The following is a 16,077-nucleotide window of genomic DNA, read 5'->3' on the forward strand; positions in this document are numbered from 1 at the left end:
TCGGCGCCCGCCGTTGCGCGGTCAGCCGGACTCGGGCACCCGGCGCCGGTTGGCGGTGACCACGAGTCCGCCGGCGAGGGCCAGCGCGAGCAGGGCGACACCGAAGACGGTCGCCCCATCCGTCAGCCCGACGGCGTCGCTGAGGTAGCCGGCCGACACCGGCAGGATGCCGGCCGGCACGTAACCGCCCACGTTCAGCGCCGCGTTGGCCTCGGCGAGCCGGTGCGCGGGGACGGTGGAGTTGAGCAGCGACAGGCCGCCGAGCTGCCCCATGCCCTGGCCGCCGCCGGCCAGCAGCGCGGCGGCGATCAGCAGCGGCGCGGACGAGGTGTGCACGGCGGCGACCAGCACGCCCATGGCGAGCGTGGTGCTCACCGCGCCCGCGGTGAGGATCGTGCGCCTGCGCAGCCGCTGGACCGCGAACTGCACGCCGGTCGCGGTGAGGAACATCGCGAACGCCATCGCCCCGGCGACGATCCGGCTGGTGGTCCCGAGCAGCCCGGACAGCAGGGAGGGGCCGAGCGAGAGCACGAAGGAGGTGGCGGTGATGCCGGGCGCGAACACGGCGATGCCGAGGGCGAGTTGCAGCCCGCCACCGGGCACGGCCGGGATCCGGATCCAGGTGGCCTTCCCGCCCTGCGCCGCGCGCGGCGGCAGCGGCATCCGCACCACCGCGACGACGGCCGTGGCCAGCAGCACCGCCTCGACCACGAACACGGTGACGGTCGGCGCGGGCAGCGTCTCGGACAGCACACCCGCGAGCAGCGGCCCGAGGCCGGCCCCGAAGACCATCGCGCACGACGCGATCAGCGCCGCGAGCCGCTTGCGGTCGGGCCCGGCCACGTCCGTGACGGCGGCCATGCCCGCGGAGACGGCGGCGCCGACGGCGATACCGGTGAACAGCCGGGCCACGACCAGCGCGGCCACGCTGTGCGCGGTGGCGAAGATCGCGCAGGCGGCGAGCGCGAGCCCGAGCGCGGGCAGCAGCACCGTCTTGCGGCCGAGCCGGTCGGACACGACGCCGGACACGAGCAGCGAGCCCAGCAGCCCGACGATGTAGCAGGCGAAGATCACCGTCAGGGTGCCCTTGGAGAACCCGATGTCGTGCTGCCACAGCACGTAGAGCGGCGTGGCCGCGTTGGACAGCACGAAGATCGCGGTCACCGGCCACGCGGCCGGCCACACCCACCACCCGGCGGCCCGCGCCACGCCCGCTCCCGCCACCGCTCCCGCCCCCGACGACGAGGGCGCGCCCGCCCCACCGGGCCCGGCCCCGTTCGCCTGCACGGGCACCGTTCGACTTTCCGACATGGCTGATCCCCCTCCGCTGAAGCCAGTACGAGTTATTTCGAACTTAGCATGCAGTACGATAGAACTCGTACAAGGAGCCAGACCGCCCGAGGAGAAGCCCCATGCCCACCAAGGCGCACCCGGCACACCCGGCGCACCCCGGCGAGGTCCCCGCCGACCTGCCCGAGCCGCTGCCGGAACCGGCGGTCGCCGACCTGCGCCTCGAAACGGTGCTCGGCGCGCTCAGCGACCCGTTGCGGCTGGAGATCGTCCGCAGACTCCTGCTGGAATCAGAGGAGTTCGACCACACCTGCGGCTGGTTCGGCTTCGACCGCCCGAAGTCGTCCCTCACCCACCACTTCAAGGCGCTCCGCGAGGCGGGCATCACCCGCCAGCGCCAGTACGGCCTGGAACGCCGCAGCCACGTCCGGGTGGACGACCTGAACGCGCGCTTCCCCGGCCTGCTCGCCCTGGTGGCGGCCTGGACCCCGGCCGACTCGAACTGACCGACCAGGCCCGGCCTGCGGCCCGCAGGTCGCGGGCCTCCCGGTGGCGCCAGCGTCAGGCCCGCTCCCCCACCCCGGACTTCTCGCCCGCGGACCCCTCCGCCGCGAACCCCTCCCCCACCGGCTCCTCGACCGCCGTCTCCTCCTCCGCCGGCTCCTCCACCGAGTGGGAGTCGGTCAGAGTCAGCGCGCCGCCCGCCGCGATCAGGCCGACCAGCACCGCGAGCAGCGCGTAGGTGATCCGTTCGCCGTGGAAGAAGGACGCGACCAGGTCGCCGCTCCAGGTGCCGGCCGGGAGCCGGGTGGTGACCAGGGCGGCGATCAGCGTGCCGACGACCGCGGTGCCGACGCTGGAGCCGACCTCCTGGGCGGTGTCGTTGAGGGCCGCGCCGATGGAGGTGCGGTTGCTCGGCATCGCGTCGACGAGGGCGACCGCGCAGATCGTCATCACGGTGCGCAGCCCCACGGTCATCAGCACCATGCAGACCGCGATGGCGGTGTACCCGTGGTCGACGCCCCAGGCCAGGCCGCCCAGCGAGCCGGCCAGGAAGGCCGCGCCGACCAGGCAGGCGATCCGGTGGCCGAACCTGCGCGCCAGCCACTCCGACAGCGGGGTGGCGACGATCATCGTCACGATGATCGGCAGGTTGGCCAGGCCGGCCCGCACCGGGCTCCAGCCGTAGGCGTACTGGAAGTGCAGGATCAACCCGAACATCACGCTGGCCATCGCGATCGACGTCCCGGTCTGTGCGATGGCGGCGCCGCGGACCGTGCCGCTGGAGAAGAGCCGCAGGTCCAGCATGGGTTCCGGGGTGCGGCGCTCGTGCCGGACGAACGCGGTCGCGGCCGCGACGGCGCCGACGATCGACCCGAGGGTGATCGCGGAGAGCCAGCCGTGCTCGACGCCGCTGGTCAGCGCGTAGCAGGCGAGCCCGATGGCGCTGACGCTCAGGACGGCGCCGGGCAGGTCGAGCGCGTCCTTGGTCAGGTCCTCGGGCCGGTCGGCCGGGACGCCCAGCCGGACGCCGACGCAGGCGATCAGGGCGATCGGGGCGTTGACGACGAGCAGCCACTCCCAGCGCACGTGGGCCAGCGCGGTGCCGCCGAGCAGCGGCCCGAGGACGAAGCCGGACATGCCGACGACGATCATCACCGTCATCGCGCGCATCCGCAGCGCCTTGTCGTCGAACAGCCGGAAGACCAGCGAGTTCGTGATCGGGGCCATCGCCGCGGCGGCGACGCCGAGGGCGGCCCGCAGGGCGATGAGCTGGCCCGCCGTGGTGACGGCGATCACGCACAGGCTCAGCGAGCCGAAGACGGCGAGTCCGGTCAGCAGCACCCGGCGGCGGCCGAGCCGGTCGGCCATCGAGCCCGCGGTGAGCAGCAGGCCGCCGAAGGTCAGCGAGTAGGCGCCGGTGACCCACTGGAGCGCGGTCGTGCCGCTGCCGAGGTCGCGGCCGATGGTGGGCAGCGCGATCGACAGCAGCGTGTTGTCGATCATCTCGACGAAGAAGGCCAGGCAGAGGGCGGCCAGCGGGATCCACGCGGCGCGCAGGGACGGATAGGTGCGGGATGACGGCTGGGCCGGCGGGGCGGTGGTCATGGCGGTCCTCCGATCAGACATCGAGCGGGGTGGGCGGGGAGTGGCATCCCATGGAGTCGAACCTCGTTCGGTTATCGAACCACGTTCGATACGCTACGATAGAACAACGTTCGATACGGTGCAAGCGACGCGAGGGGATGTGAGCCATGGCACGCCTGCAGAACCGCCCCGCGCCGGGGCGCCGGCGCGCTTCGCACTCGATGGAGTCGGTGCTCACCGAGGCGGTGGCGCTGCTCGACGAGGCCGGGGCACCGGCACTGACCTTCCGGGCGCTCGCGCAGCGCCTCGGTGGCGGCGTCGCCAGCATCTACTGGTACGTCTCCAGCAAGGACGAGCTGCTCGACCGCGCCACCGACCACGTGATCGGCGGGGTGCTGGCCGACATCGAGGCGCTACCGGACAGCGACGACCCGATCGACGACCTGCGGGTGATGGCCCTGCGGCTGTTCGACGCGATCGTGGACCGGCCCTGGCTGGGCGCGTTCTTCATGCGCAGCGCCGACGTCCAGGGCAACTCCCTGCGCCTGTACGAGCGGCTCGGCCGGCAGACCCTCCGCCTCGACCTCACCGCGCGGCAGCGGTTCCACGCCGTGTCCGCGGTCGTCGGGGTCGTCGTCGGCTCCGCCGTCGACATGGGGCAGGAGCCGCCGCAGGAGGTGCTGGACGGCGCGGTCGACCGCGAGGAGTTCCTCGGCCGCTACGCCCAGGCGTGGCGCGAACTCGACCCCGCGGACTTCCCGTTCGTGCACGAGATCGTCGACGAGTTCGACGGCCACGACGACGTCGACCAGTTCCGCTCCGCGCTGGAGCTGACCCTCACGGGCCTGCGGCTCCAGGCCCGGGGATGACCGACCGCCGCCCGCCGGGTTAGAAAGATCCTCATGGAACTCACCCAGATACGCCTGTTGGTGTCCGACTTCCCGGTGGTCTACCGGTTCTACCGGGACGTGCTCGGGCTCAAGCCGCAGTTCGAGGCCGAGAGCGGCCCGTACGCCAAGTTCAGTCCTGATGCGGGGAGTGGCGGGATCGCTCTCCAGGAGCGGGGGCAGATGGCCGGGGTGCTCGCGGAGTTGGGAGTGCGGCCGGTCGGGTATCGGGCGCTCGTGGTGCTGCGGGTGGACGATCTGGCGGCCGCTCACCGCGAACTCACTGCGCGGGGAGCGGTGTTCACCCGGGGGCCGGAGGCCATGGGGGAACGGATGCGGGTCGCCTATCTGGCGGACCCGGAGGAGAACGTGATCGAGCTCCAGGAGTGGGTGGTGCTGCGCGAACAGGCTGGTGGCGCGGCCACCTAGCATGATCGTCCGCGCCGCCGGGCGCCGCTCGGGGGGCGTAGGGTCGCGGTGACGGCGTCAGGCGAAGGGGCGGGACAAGTGATCGGGATCGCGGAGATCGAGGCGGCGGCGCGGCTGATCGACGGGCACGTGGTGCGTACGCCCACGGTGCCGTCCCCGGGGCTGTCGGAACTGCTCGGCGTGCCGGTCGTCGCCAAGCTCGAACTGCTGCAGCGCACCGGCTCGTTCAAGGCGCGCGGCGCGACGGCCCGGCTGCTGTCGCTGAGCGAGGCCGAACGCGCGGCCGGGGTCGTCGCGGTCAGCGGCGGCAACCACGGGATCTCCGTCGCCGTGATGGCGCAGGCCCTCGGGATCAAGGCCACCGTCGTCATGCCCAAGTCGGCGCCCGCGCGCTCCATCGAGATCGCGGAGTCCGCCGGGGCGGTGGTACGGCTGACCGACACGATGGACGAGGCGTTCGCCCTCATGTCCAGTCTGCAAGCCGACGGCCTCAGCCTCGTCCACCCCTTCGACGACCCGCTCGTGGTGGCCGGACAGGGCACCGTGGGACTGGAGTTCGCGCAGGACCTCGGCGCGGCCGGCGCCGACGGCGTGACGGACGTGCTCGTCAGCATCGGCGGCGGCGGCCTCATCGCCGGGGTCGCCGCCGCCCTGCACGCGCTGATGCCCGGCACCCGGATCTGGGGCGTGGAGACCGAGGGCGCCGAGGCCATGTCGCAGGCGCTCGCCTCGGGCGGTCCGCGGCCGGTCGCGCTGTCCTCGATCGTCACCACCCTGAGCGCGCCCGCCGCGTCCCAGCTCACCTACGATCATGTGTCCGCCCTGGTCAACGAGGTGCTGACGGTGCCGGACCGGGACGCCGTGCAGGGCATCCTCGACCTGGCGCTGCACGCGAAGGTGTGGGCGGAGCCGGCCGCCGGCTGCCTCGTCCCGGCCGCCCGGCAGGTACGGGAACGGGTCGGCGCCGACGCGCGGATCGGGCTGGTGGTGTGCGGCGGCAACGCCACACCGGCCGAAGTCTTCGGCTGGGCGCAGCAGTTCGGCCTGCTCTGAGCGCCGCGTAGCCGCCCGGCCACGGGAGGTTCCTGCGGGGAGCGGCCGGTGTGTCAGACCCCAGGGGCATCATGGCGGCCATGGATGCGATACGTACCCGGCCGCCGCGCGACCGCCACGAGCTGGACACCGTGCTGCGTACCGGCCTCGACCTGATCAAGGCGGTCGCCCCTGACCTCAGGTACCGGCTCGTCGGCACGGCGGCGGCCCGCCTGCAAGGCGTCGAACTGCCCGTGGGCGACATCGACATCCTCCTCGACCGGCGGCAGGACGTGGACGCCGTCGGCGCGGCGCTGGCGGAGCTTCCGTGCGTCACCGCGCCGCAGTGGCTCGCGCCGGCAAAGCAGTATTACGCCTGCTACAGCCTGGGCGGCGTCGAGTTCAGCGTCAGCACGGTGGAGGTGCCGGGCGACGCGGACGGGTACGAGTGCCAAGGGCCCGGCCCCTGGCGGCACTTCGTCACCGTCGCGCTCGGCGAGCACCGCGTCCCGTGCGTACGGCCCGAACTCCGGCTCACCACCGAGTTCCTGCGCGACCGGCCCGACCGGTACCGGCCGCTTCTCGCCCATCTCGGCGCGCACGGCGCCGACTTGCGGCTGCTCGAACTGAGCATGGCCGTACGGAAGGTCCCCGCGTCGTTCAGGCAGCTGACGCGGGAGCTTCCGGCAGCCACCGGCCGGCCGTAGCCGACCCGTCCAGGACGCCCCCCTCAAGATCCCCGCCGGCTCACTCCGCCCCGGCGGCCAGCCGGCGGACCAGGGAAGCCTGCGGCTCCCCCAGCGAGCAGAGCAACTCGCCGTCCTGGACGTGGAGTTCCAGCCGGTGCGCCCTCGCCGTGTTGAGGTTCTGGCCGTAGGTCACCGAGCGGGAGCTCTCCACCGTGCGGATCTCGCTCCACGGGTGGACGGCCGTCCCGCCGGGGTAGGTGATGATCACGCCGCCGTCGAAGAGGTGCAGCCGGGGGATGCGCAGGTCGCGGCGCCTCTCGTAGCGGATCGACGCGAACGGTGTGGCGACCGCGATCACCAGCAGGGCGACCCCGATCCAGGTGACGAGCGCGGGGAACGGGCCGATGACCATGCCGATGCCCGGCGCCAGCAGGCTGACCGTCACGATGAATCCGAGGCAGCCGACGTCCCCGCCGCCCAGCGGGTGGACCGCCTGGGACGTGCCGAAACGGTGCTGCGCCGCGAGGTCCGCGACGTCACGCAGCGTGCCTTCGCCGCCCGAACCGGCCGCCGGGCCGGGCCCGTTCACGCCAGGACCGCTCGCCGGCGCCGATTCCAAGCCCACCGATTCCGAACTCGCCGCATCCGAACCTGCCGCGTCCGGGCTCACCGATTCCGACCCCGCCGCGTCCGAACTCGCCGCGTCCGAACTCGCCGCGTCCGAACTCGCCGCGTCCGCAATATCCGACACCGTCACGCCCCCTCCCGGCGCCGTACCCGTCGCCCTCTCCCTACCCACAACGCGCGTACGGGTCCCGCCGGTTGCGGGCCGGGTCAGACGGCGCCGCCCACCACGGCCAGCGCGTCGATCTCCACGAGGAAGTCGGGGTGCACCAGGCCGGCCACCCGGACCAGCGAACTGGCGGGCGGGCGCGCCGCGTTCTGGTGCTCGTCGCGCACCCGGCGGAACGCCGCGAGGTCGTCGAGATCGGTCAGGTAGACCGTCAGCTTCACCACGTCCGCCAGCCGGGAGCCGGCCGCCTCCAGCGCGGTGGCCAGGTTCGCGTACACCTGGCGGGTCTGCGCCTCGGCGTCCCCCTTGCCGACCAGCCGCCCGTCCGCGTCCAGCGGGACCTGGCCGGACACCGCCACCATCGGCCCGCTGAACGCCACGGCGTGGCTGTAGCCGTTGGAGGGGGGAGAGCCCTCGGGACGTACGTGGTGCTCCGCCACTGTGCCTCTTCTCCCGCTGTCTCAGCGTCTCGCCTGCGCGCCCTCGCGCCCTCGCGCTTGCGCGCCGCCGCGCCGTCTCCGCGTGGCTTCTCGCTGCCGACGAAGATACGCCGACGCCGGATCGGCGAGCGGCGATTCGCGCGGGAGGGGTCAGAGCTCGCCGAGCTCGTCCGCCGTGACGACCGGGAACAGGGCGGCGGCGCCGGTGAGTTCGAGGAGGTGGCGGACGCTGTCGCTCGGCGCCAGCAGGCTGACGCCGCCGCCCCGTTCGAGTGCCTTCTGCCGGGCGCGCAGCAGCGTGTTGAGGAAGGTGGAGTCGGCGAACGTCACGCCGGAGAGGTCGAGGACCAGGTGGACGTGCTGGCCGAGCGCCCGGTCCACCCTGCCGCGCAGCGGGTCGGACGTGTCGAGGTCCATCTCGCCGACGACCTTGATCACGCCGGGCCGGCGGCCGGGCTCGTCCGCCACGGGGACGGCGGGGCTGTCGTCCGGAGCCGGGACGTCGTCCTCGGAAGCCGGGAAGGCGGAATCCACGATGGCCCTCCACATCTGAACTGTTGCTATCAAGCAAAGATCCTCTCACAACCCGCCCCGCGCAGGAATCGCCGGTGGTGAAGGGAACGGGACAGGGGGTGCCAGGGGGCCGCATGGGACATCCGGGGCCGCCCGGGCCCCCGGCCGCGCCCGCCCGATGGGACACTCTGAGGCTGTGACCTCTTCAGAACTGGCCCGCCGGGTCCATGCCGCCGCCCACCTGACCGGCGAATTCGTCCTCCGCTCCGGTGCCACCACCACCGAGTACTTCGACAAGTACCGCTTCGAGGCCGACCCCGAGCTCCTGGACGCCATCGCCGAGCGGATGGCCCCGCTGGTGCCGGCCGGCACCGAGGTCCTGGCGGGGCTCGAGATGGGCGGCATCCCGGTGGTCACCGCCCTCGGCCGGCACACCGGCCTGCCCTGCGCGTTCGTCCGCAAGCAGGCCAAGGCGTACGGCACCTGCCGGCTCGCGGAGGGCGCGGACGTCGTCGGCCGGCGGGTGCTCGTGGTGGAGGACGTCGTCACCAGCGGCGGCCAGATCCTGCTGTCCACCGCGGAGTTGCGGACGCTGGGGGCGGACGTGCGGCACGCGCTGTGCGTCATCGACCGCGGGCAGGGCGGGGCGGAGGCGCTGGCCGCGCAGCAGATCGGGCTGCTGTCGCTGCTGACGGCAGCCGACCTCAAGGCGGCCCGCGCGGCCTGAGGCGCGGGCCGCGCGAGGACGTGGCCGATGGGCGGCGGGCCCGCGTCGGTCGGAGGCCCGGTCGGAGGCCCGGTCGGAGGCCAGGTCGGAGGCCCGGTCGGAGGCCCGGTCGGAGGCCCGGTCGGAGGCCCGGGCGCGGGTGGGCTCGCGGTTAGGCCGTGGGGAGGGAGATGCCGTGGACGATGAAGGCGGTGAGGGTGTCGACGGCCTCCTGCTCGGACAGTTCACGCCCCAGCAGGCCGCCGGCGCCGGACGCGCCCGATCCCGTACCGCCCGCGCCGGCGCCCGACGCGCCCATCCCCGTACCGCCCGGCCCCGTACCGCCCGCGCCGGACGCGCCCAGCCCCGTACCAGCCGCCCCCGCGCCCGAAGCGTCCAGTAGCCAGGTGAACGCGAACTGCGTCATCAGGGAGACCATCGCCGAGGCCACCACCAGTGGTTCGCCGGGGAGGCGGCCGCCGGCCGCGCGGATGTGTTCCAGGTGGTCGGCGATGTCGTGCAGGTTGGGCTCCATCAACTCCCGCAGCCGGTCGGCGAATTGGTCGTCGACCATGGCGGCCTGGTGCAGTGCGAGGATCACCGGGCGGTTGGTGCTGGCGAACCGCCAGAAGACGGCGACGTGCCACCGTACGGCCGCCGGGTCGGTGAAGTCCGGGCTGTGGCCCGGCTCTTCGACCCGTTCGTCGCCCTCGGCGAGCATGTCCACGAGCAGCGCTTCGAGCAGCTGCTCCTTGCTGGTGAAGTGGCTGTAGAACGAGCCGGCCGCCCGGTTGGCCTCGGCGGTGATGTCGGTGATCTTCGCCTTGAGGTAGCCGGTCCTGGCGAAGACCCGTTTGGCGGCCTCCTTCAACGCGGTCTCGGTCTCGGCTGAGCGCCCCTTGCGCCCGCCGACCGTTCCCGCACCGGCCGCGCCACCGCTTCCCGCTCCCACTCCGGTTCCCGTTCCCGTTCCCGCTCCGGTCGTCATCCCGTCCACCTCTTGCTGCCCGGCTGCCCTGCCCGCGGCCCCTTGCCAGGGACGGTAGCAGTGGTAACCTGAATTCAGATTCACTGAATCTCAATTCAGTCTACCGTGAGGAGCCCGCCGTGAGCGCCGACCCGACCTCCACCCCCCACACCCCCGTCCTGATCGTCGGCGCCGGCCCGGCCGGCCTCGTCCTGGCCTGCGACCTGGCCAGGCGCGGCATCGCGCACCGCCTGATCGAGCTCGACGCGGCCGATTTCGCCGGCGCCCGCGGCAAGGGCCTGCAGCCGCGCACCCAGGAGGTGTTCGAGGACCTCGGCCTGCTGGACGCGGTGCGCGCGCACGGCGGCCCGTACCCGCCGATGCGGGCGTATCGCGACGGCGAGACCGTCTGGGAGGGGCGGATGGACGAGATCCGCGAGCCCACCCCCGACGTGCCGTACCCCAACGCCTGGATGCTGCCGCAGTGGCGCACCGGCGAGCTGCTGCGCGACCGGCTGGCCGCGCTCGGCGGCTCGGTGGAGCGCGGCACCGCGCTCGTCTCGTTCACCCAGGACGCGGACGGGGTGACGGCGCTGCTGCGGCACAGCGGCGGCGACGGCGACAGCAGGCCCGTCCTGGACGAGGAGGTGCGGACCGAGGAGGTGCGGGACGAGGAGGTGCGGGCCGACTACCTGATCGGCGCCGACGGCGGCCGCAGCACCGTCCGCCGCACCCTGGGCGTCGGCTTCGCCGGCGAGACCCGCGAGGAGCAGCGGACGTTCCTCGCCGACGTGCGCGCGGACGGCCTCGACCGCGACCACTGGCACGTCTGGCAGCCGGCCGACCCCGACCAGGCCAGGTACGCGCTCGCGATGTGCCCGCTGGCCGGCACCGACACCTTCCAGCTCACCCAGGGCCTGCCGCCCGACGTGCCCGTCCCGCAGGCGACGCTGCCCGAGCTGCAGCAGCGGGTCGACGCCGCCGCCGGGGCCGGCCGGGTCCGGCTGACCGAGGTGGTCTGGCACTCGCTCTACCGCGCCAACATGCGGATGGCGGAACGGTTCAGGACCGGCCGGGTCTTCCTGGTCGGCGACGCGGCCCACGTCCATTCACCGGCCGGCGGCCAGGGCCTGAACACCGGCGTCCAGGACGCGTACAACCTCGGCTGGAAGCTGGCCGCGGTCCTCGCGGGCGCGCCCGCCGGGCTGCTCGACAGCTACGAGGAGGAGCGGCTGCCGGTCGCCGCCGACGTGCTCGGCATCAGCACCCGGCTGCACGACAAGGGCGTCGCGGGGGACGCGGACGCGCACCGGCGCGACGATCCGGTGCTGCACCAGCTGGGACTGGGCTACCGGGGCGCCTCGTTGAGCCGCGAGGAGCGTACGGTGCCGGGCCCGGTGACCGCCGGCGACCGCGCCCCGGACGCGCCCGGCACCGGCCCGCACGGCGAACCCGTCCGCCTCTTCGACCTGTTCCGCGGCCCGCACGCCACACTCCTCGCCTTCGGCGAGAAGGCCGCCACCGAGGCGGCAGCCCTGACCGCGTCCATTCCCTCCGGCCTGCGCACGGTCGCGATCCTCTCCCCCGGCGAGCGGCCCCCCGCCGGCATCCACCCCTTCACCGACACCGCCGCCCACGCCCGCACCGCCTACGGCCCGCAGTCCGACGGCACCCTCCTCCTGATCCGCCCCGACGGCTACATCGGCCTCACCCTCGACGCCACCCCCACCGCCGCCCGCCACGTCCTCCCCTACCTGTCAGCCACCTCCCGCCCGTGACCCGCCGCGGGGTGGGCTGGGGTGCAGGTCACGTGGGCGGGGGGAGGGGTCAGGTCTGCTAGGCTGATGCAGCGATATCGCGGGGCCGGGTGCTCTGTCGGGTACCGGAATCACCGGGCGGGACGGGTGCGGGTCTGCGAAATCGGTGCGGGAGCAGTGCACGAGGTGTGCAAGACTTGTCCCGCACGAGCTTGGTCCTGTGGAGCAGTTTGGAGTGCTCGCCACCCTGTCAAGGTGGAGGCCGCGGGTTCAAATCCCGTCAGGACCGCTGCGGCTGGGTAGCTCAGTTGGTACGAGCGACCGCCTGAAAAGCGGTAGGTCGCCGGTTCGACCCCGGCCCCAGCCACCGCACGACGTAGGGCCCGCCTTCCGAGGCGGGCCCTACGTCGTTCCCGCGTCACGACGCCAGGCGCCACGCCGCACTCGCGCCACGAACGGCCGCCGTCGGGCGCCGCCCGCCCCCCCGCGGGAAATGGGTTCGCCGGGGACCGCGCGCAGATGCGATCCTGGGTGACGTATGTCCAGACACGTGACCACCGCTGACCTCGCCGGACGGCTGCCCTCGCTGACGCTGCGCGACGAGCAGCGGCTCGGGCGGCGGCTCGACGGCGCCCGCCGGATCCGCAAGCCGGAGGCGCGGGCCGCGGTGCTCGACGCCATCGCCGCCGACATCGACCGCGGCGAGCAGCGGATAGCGGCCCGCCGGGCGGCGGTGCCGGCCGTGTCGTATCCGCAAGCGCTGCCGGTCAGCCAGAAGAAGGACGAGATCCTCGCGGCGATCCGCGACCACCAGGTGGTGATCGTCGCGGGCGAGACCGGCTCGGGCAAGACCACCCAGATCCCGAAGATCTGCCTGGAGCTGGGCCGCGGGGTGCGCGGCCTGATCGGCCATACGCAGCCGCGCCGGATCGCGGCCCGCACCGTCGCCGAGCGGGTGGCGGAGGAGCTGCACACCCCGCTGGGCGAGGCGGTCGGCTGGAAGGTCAGGTTCACCGACCAGGTCGGCGACTCCACCCTGGTCAAGCTGATGACCGACGGCATCATGCTGGCCGAGATCCAGACCGACCGCGAGCTGCGCGGCTACGACACGATCATCATCGACGAGGCCCACGAGCGCAGCCTCAACATCGACTTCATCCTCGGCTACCTCGCCCAACTGCTGCCCCGCCGCCCGGACCTGAAGGTCGTCATCACCTCGGCGACCATCGACCCGGAGCGCTTCTCCCGGCACTTCGGCAACGCGCCGATCGTGGAGGTCAGCGGGCGCACGTACCCGGTCGAGGTGCGCTACCGCCCGCTGCTGGAGGAGGGCTCGGAGGACGCCGACCGGGACCAGATCACCGCGATCTGCGACGCCGTGGACGAGCTCCAGGCGGCCGGCCCCGGCGACGTGCTGGTGTTCCTGTCCGGCGAGCGGGAGATCCGCGACACCGCCGACGCGCTGGAGAAGAAGAACCTGCGCGGCACGGAGGTGCTGCCGCTGTACGCGCGGCTGTCCTCCGCCGAGCAGCACCGGGTCTTCCAGCAGCACTCCGGCCGCCGGATCGTGCTGGCCACCAACGTCGCCGAGACCTCGCTGACCGTCCCCGGCATCCGGTACGTGGTGGACCCCGGCACGGCCAGGATCTCCCGCTACAGCGCCCGCACCAAGGTGCAGCGGCTGCCGATCGAGCGGATCAGCCGGGCCAGCGCGAACCAGCGCAAGGGGCGCTGCGGGCGTACGTCGGACGGCATCTGCGTCCGGCTGTACGACGAGGACGACTTCCTGTCCCGGCCGGAGTTCACCGACGCGGAGATCCTGCGGACGAACCTGGCGTCGGTGATCCTGCAGATGACGGCGGCCGGGCTCGGCGACATCGCGAAGTTCCCGTTCATCGACCCGCCGGACAGCCGCAACATCAAGGACGGCGTCCAACTCCTCGAAGAGCTCGGCGCGTTGGACCCGAAGGAGAAGGACCCGCGCAAGCGGCTGACCGACACCGGGCGCAAGCTCGCGCAGCTCCCGGTGGACCCGCGGCTGGCCCGAATGGTGCTGGAGGCCGGGCGCAACGGGTGCGCGCGCGAGGTGATGGTGATCGCCGCGGCGCTGTCCATCCAGGACCCGCGCGAACGCCCCTCCGACAAGCAGGCGCAGGCCGACCAGCAGCACGCCCGCTTCCGCGACCCGACCAGCGACTTCCTGTCGTTCCTCAACCTGTGGCGCCATGTGCGCGAGCAGCAGCGGGAGTTGTCGTCCTCGGCGTTCCGCCGGATGTGCCGGTCGGAGTTCCTGAACTACCTGCGGATCCGCGAATGGCAGGACATCTACAGCCAGTTGCGGTCGGTCGCCAAGCAGCTCGGCATCAGCGTGCAGGAGCCGGCCGACGGCGCCGACGAGGCCGCCGACCCGCAGCACGTCCATGTGTCGCTGCTGGCGGGCCTGTTGTCGCACCTGGGGCTCAAGGACACCGAGAAGAACGAGTATCTGGGCGCCCGCAGCGCGAAGTTCGCGATCTTCCCCGGCTCGGCGCTGTTCAAGAAGCCGCCGCGCTGGATCATGTCGGCGGAGCTGGTGGAGACCTCCCGGCTGTGGGCGCGGGTGAACGCGCGGATCGAGCCGGAGTGGGTGGAGCCGCTGGCCCAGCACCTGGTGAAACGCACGTACAGCGAGCCGCACTGGGAGAAGGACCAGGCGGCGGTGATGGCGTACGAGCGGGTGACGCTCTACGGGGTGCCGCTGGTCGCGCAGCGCAAGGTGCACTTCGGGAAGATCGACCCGGAGACCTCACGGGAGCTGTTCATCCGCAACGCGCTGGTGGAGGGCGACTGGCGCACCCACCACCAGTTCTTCCACGACAACCGCAAGCTGCTCGGCGAGGTCGAGGAGCTCGAACACCGGGCGCGGCGGCGGGACATCCTCGTCGACGACGAGACGCTGTTCGACTTCTACGACGCGCGGCTGCCCGAAGACGTGGTGTCGGGCGCCCACTTCGACGCGTGGTGGAAGCAGAAGCGGCGGGACGAGCCGGAGTTGCTCAACTTCGAGCACTCGATGCTGATCAACGAGAACGCGGAGACGGTCACCAAGGCCGACTACCCCGACTCGTGGCGGCAGGGCGCGCTCAAGTTCCGGGTGACGTACCAGTTCGAGCCGGGCGCGGACGCGGACGGCGTGACCGTGCACATCCCGCTCCAGGTGCTCAACCAGGTGACGGCGGACGGCTTCGACTGGCAGATCCCGGGGCTGCGCGAGGAGGTCGTCACCGAGCTGATCCGCTCGCTGCCCAAGCCGATCCGCCGGCACTACGTACCGGCGCCGAACTACGCGAAGCGCTTCCTGGAACGGGCGGTGGCCGGCCCGGACCCCCTGCCGTGGGTGCTGGCACGGGAGTTGCGGCAGATGGTCGGGGTGCCGGTCGCCGCGGAGGACTTCGACCTGGCCAAGGTGCCGGACCATCTGAAGATCACCTTCCGGGTGACCGACGAGCGGCGGCGGAAGATCGCCGAGGACAAGGATCTGGACGCGCTGCGGCTGCGGCTCAAGCCGAAGACGCGGGAGGCGATCACCAAGGCGTTCGAGGCGGCCTCCGAGCCCGCGCTCGCCTCGCTGGAGCAGCGCACCGGGCTGACGGACTGGACGGTCGGCGCGCTGCCGCGGACGTTCGAGACCCGGCGGGCCGGGCAGCCGGTGAAGGCGTACCCGGCGCTGGTCGACGAGGGCGCGTCGGTGGCGGTACGGCTCTTCGACACCGAGCCCGAGCAGGCCGCGGCGATGTGGCGCGGGACGCGGCGGCTGATCCTGCTCGGCGTGCCGGTGAACCCGGCGAAGTTCGCGGCGGACCGGCTGTCCAACCAGCAGAAGCTGGCGCTCTCCCGGAATCCGCACGGCAGCGTGCAGGCGCTCTTCGAGGACTGCGCCACCGCGGCGGCCGACCGGCTGATCGCCGAGCACGGCGGGCCGGCCTGGGACGAGGAGGCGTACCGCAAGCTGTTCGACGCGGTGCGGGCGGACCTGGTCGAGCTGACCGCACGCAGCGTGCAGCAGGTGCAGCAGGTGCTGGCGGCCTGGCAGTCCTGCGAGCGGCGGCTGAAGGACACCCGGAGCCTGGTGCTCGTCGCGAACCTCCAGGACGTCAAGGAGCAGTTGGCGGGGCTCGTGCACCCCGGGTTCGTGACCGAGGCCGGGCTCAAGCGGCTGCCGGACCTGATGCGGTACCTGGTCGCGGCGGACCGGCGGTTGCAGCAGATGCCGACGAACGCGCAGCGGGACGGGACGCGGATGGAGAAGGTGCGGGAGATCCAGGGGGAGTACGGGGAGCTGCTCGCGGCGCTGCCGAAGGGGCGGCCGGTGCCGGCCGCGGTGCGGGACATCCGGTGGATGGTCGAGGAGCTGCGGGTCAGCTACTTCGCGCACGCGCTGGGCACGGCGTACCCGGTCTCCGACAAGCGGATCTTCAAGGCGCTGGACGCGGCGTGGCCGTGAGGG

Annotated in this window: 14 protein-coding genes and 2 tRNA genes; 10 read left to right on the forward strand and 6 right to left on the reverse strand. The window is 72.9% G+C overall.

Annotated features, from left to right (window positions below; translation table 11 throughout):
* Positions 1-21 precede the first annotated feature (21 nt).
* Complete coding sequence (locus ACQPW6_RS16755) at positions 22-1,311, reverse strand: MFS transporter (RefSeq protein WP_433890442.1); 1,290 nt, start codon at positions 1,309-1,311, stop codon at positions 22-24.
* A 101-nt stretch (positions 1,312-1,412) separates the two neighbouring features.
* Between ACQPW6_RS16755 and ACQPW6_RS16760 the strand changes: the two genes are divergently transcribed.
* Entirely contained in the window at positions 1,413-1,796 is a 384-nt protein-coding gene (locus ACQPW6_RS16760) for an ArsR/SmtB family transcription factor (RefSeq protein WP_433890443.1), read from the forward strand.
* A gap of 55 nt (positions 1,797-1,851) precedes the next feature.
* Here ACQPW6_RS16760 and ACQPW6_RS16765 read toward each other — a convergent pair whose 3' ends face one another.
* A complete protein-coding gene (locus ACQPW6_RS16765) occupies positions 1,852-3,399 on the reverse strand; it encodes an MFS transporter (RefSeq protein ID WP_433890444.1) in 1,548 nt (515 codons plus the stop codon).
* A 200-nt stretch (positions 3,400-3,599) separates the two neighbouring features.
* Here ACQPW6_RS16765 and ACQPW6_RS16770 point away from each other — a divergent pair, with 200 nt between their 5' ends.
* The 4 genes from ACQPW6_RS16770 to ACQPW6_RS16785 all read left to right on the forward strand — a co-directional run bounded on the left by ACQPW6_RS16770 (position 3,600) and on the right by ACQPW6_RS16785 (position 6,433).
* Positions 3,600-4,247, forward strand: a complete 648-nt coding sequence (locus ACQPW6_RS16770; RefSeq protein ID WP_433894558.1) for a TetR/AcrR family transcriptional regulator — start codon at positions 3,600-3,602, stop codon at positions 4,245-4,247.
* Between the two features lie 33 nt (positions 4,248-4,280).
* Positions 4,281-4,694, forward strand: a complete 414-nt coding sequence (locus ACQPW6_RS16775; protein ID WP_433890445.1) for a VOC family protein — start codon at positions 4,281-4,283, stop codon at positions 4,692-4,694.
* A gap of 78 nt (positions 4,695-4,772) precedes the next feature.
* The gene (locus ACQPW6_RS16780; protein WP_433890446.1) at positions 4,773-5,747 is read left to right on the forward strand and encodes a threonine/serine dehydratase; all 975 of its coding nucleotides are present in this window, start codon (positions 4,773-4,775) and stop codon (positions 5,745-5,747) included.
* Between the two features lie 80 nt (positions 5,748-5,827).
* A complete protein-coding gene (locus ACQPW6_RS16785) occupies positions 5,828-6,433 on the forward strand; it encodes a hypothetical protein (protein ID WP_433890447.1) in 606 nt (201 codons plus the stop codon).
* 40 nt (positions 6,434-6,473) lie between these two features.
* Here the strand turns inward: ACQPW6_RS16785 and ACQPW6_RS16790 are convergent, their stop codons facing one another.
* From ACQPW6_RS16790 to ACQPW6_RS16800, 3 genes are all read right to left on the reverse strand, one after another.
* Positions 6,474-7,004 (reverse strand): hypothetical protein, encoded by a 531-nt coding sequence (locus tag ACQPW6_RS16790; protein WP_433890448.1) that lies wholly within the window; start codon positions 7,002-7,004, stop codon positions 6,474-6,476.
* A gap of 245 nt (positions 7,005-7,249) precedes the next feature.
* A complete protein-coding gene (locus ACQPW6_RS16795) occupies positions 7,250-7,648 on the reverse strand; it encodes a RidA family protein (protein WP_433890449.1) in 399 nt (132 codons plus the stop codon).
* 150 nt (positions 7,649-7,798) lie between these two features.
* Positions 7,799-8,182, reverse strand: a complete 384-nt coding sequence (locus ACQPW6_RS16800) for an STAS domain-containing protein (protein ID WP_433890450.1) — start codon at positions 8,180-8,182, stop codon at positions 7,799-7,801.
* Positions 8,183-8,357: 175 nt separating this feature from the next.
* Between ACQPW6_RS16800 and pyrE the strand changes: the two genes are divergently transcribed.
* Positions 8,358-8,888: an orotate phosphoribosyltransferase gene (gene pyrE, locus ACQPW6_RS16805; protein WP_433890451.1), complete on the forward strand. Its 531-nt coding sequence runs from the start codon at positions 8,358-8,360 to the stop codon at positions 8,886-8,888.
* A gap of 151 nt (positions 8,889-9,039) precedes the next feature.
* Here pyrE and ACQPW6_RS16810 read toward each other — a convergent pair whose 3' ends face one another.
* Entirely contained in the window at positions 9,040-9,855 is an 816-nt protein-coding gene (locus ACQPW6_RS16810) for a TetR/AcrR family transcriptional regulator (RefSeq protein WP_433890452.1), read from the reverse strand.
* A gap of 119 nt (positions 9,856-9,974) precedes the next feature.
* On the opposite strand from ACQPW6_RS16810, the gene ACQPW6_RS16815 reads away from it, so the two are divergent.
* The 4 genes from ACQPW6_RS16815 to hrpA all read left to right on the forward strand — a co-directional run bounded on the left by ACQPW6_RS16815 (position 9,975) and on the right by hrpA (position 16,074).
* On the forward strand, positions 9,975-11,612 hold the full coding sequence (locus tag ACQPW6_RS16815; protein ID WP_433890453.1) for an FAD-dependent monooxygenase: 1,638 nt from the start codon (positions 9,975-9,977) through the stop codon (positions 11,610-11,612).
* 193 nt (positions 11,613-11,805) lie between these two features.
* Positions 11,806-11,880 (forward strand) — tRNA-Asp (locus ACQPW6_RS16820).
* 4 nt (positions 11,881-11,884) lie between these two features.
* Positions 11,885-11,958, forward strand: a tRNA-Phe gene (locus ACQPW6_RS16825).
* A gap of 171 nt (positions 11,959-12,129) precedes the next feature.
* On the forward strand, positions 12,130-16,074 hold the full coding sequence (hrpA, locus tag ACQPW6_RS16830) for an ATP-dependent RNA helicase HrpA (RefSeq protein WP_433890454.1): 3,945 nt from the start codon (positions 12,130-12,132) through the stop codon (positions 16,072-16,074).
* Positions 16,075-16,077: the final 3 nt, after the last annotated feature.

The organism is Streptomyces sp. CA-111067, assembly GCF_050956065.1.
Classification (GTDB): Bacteria; Actinomycetota; Actinomycetes; order Streptomycetales; family Streptomycetaceae; genus Actinacidiphila.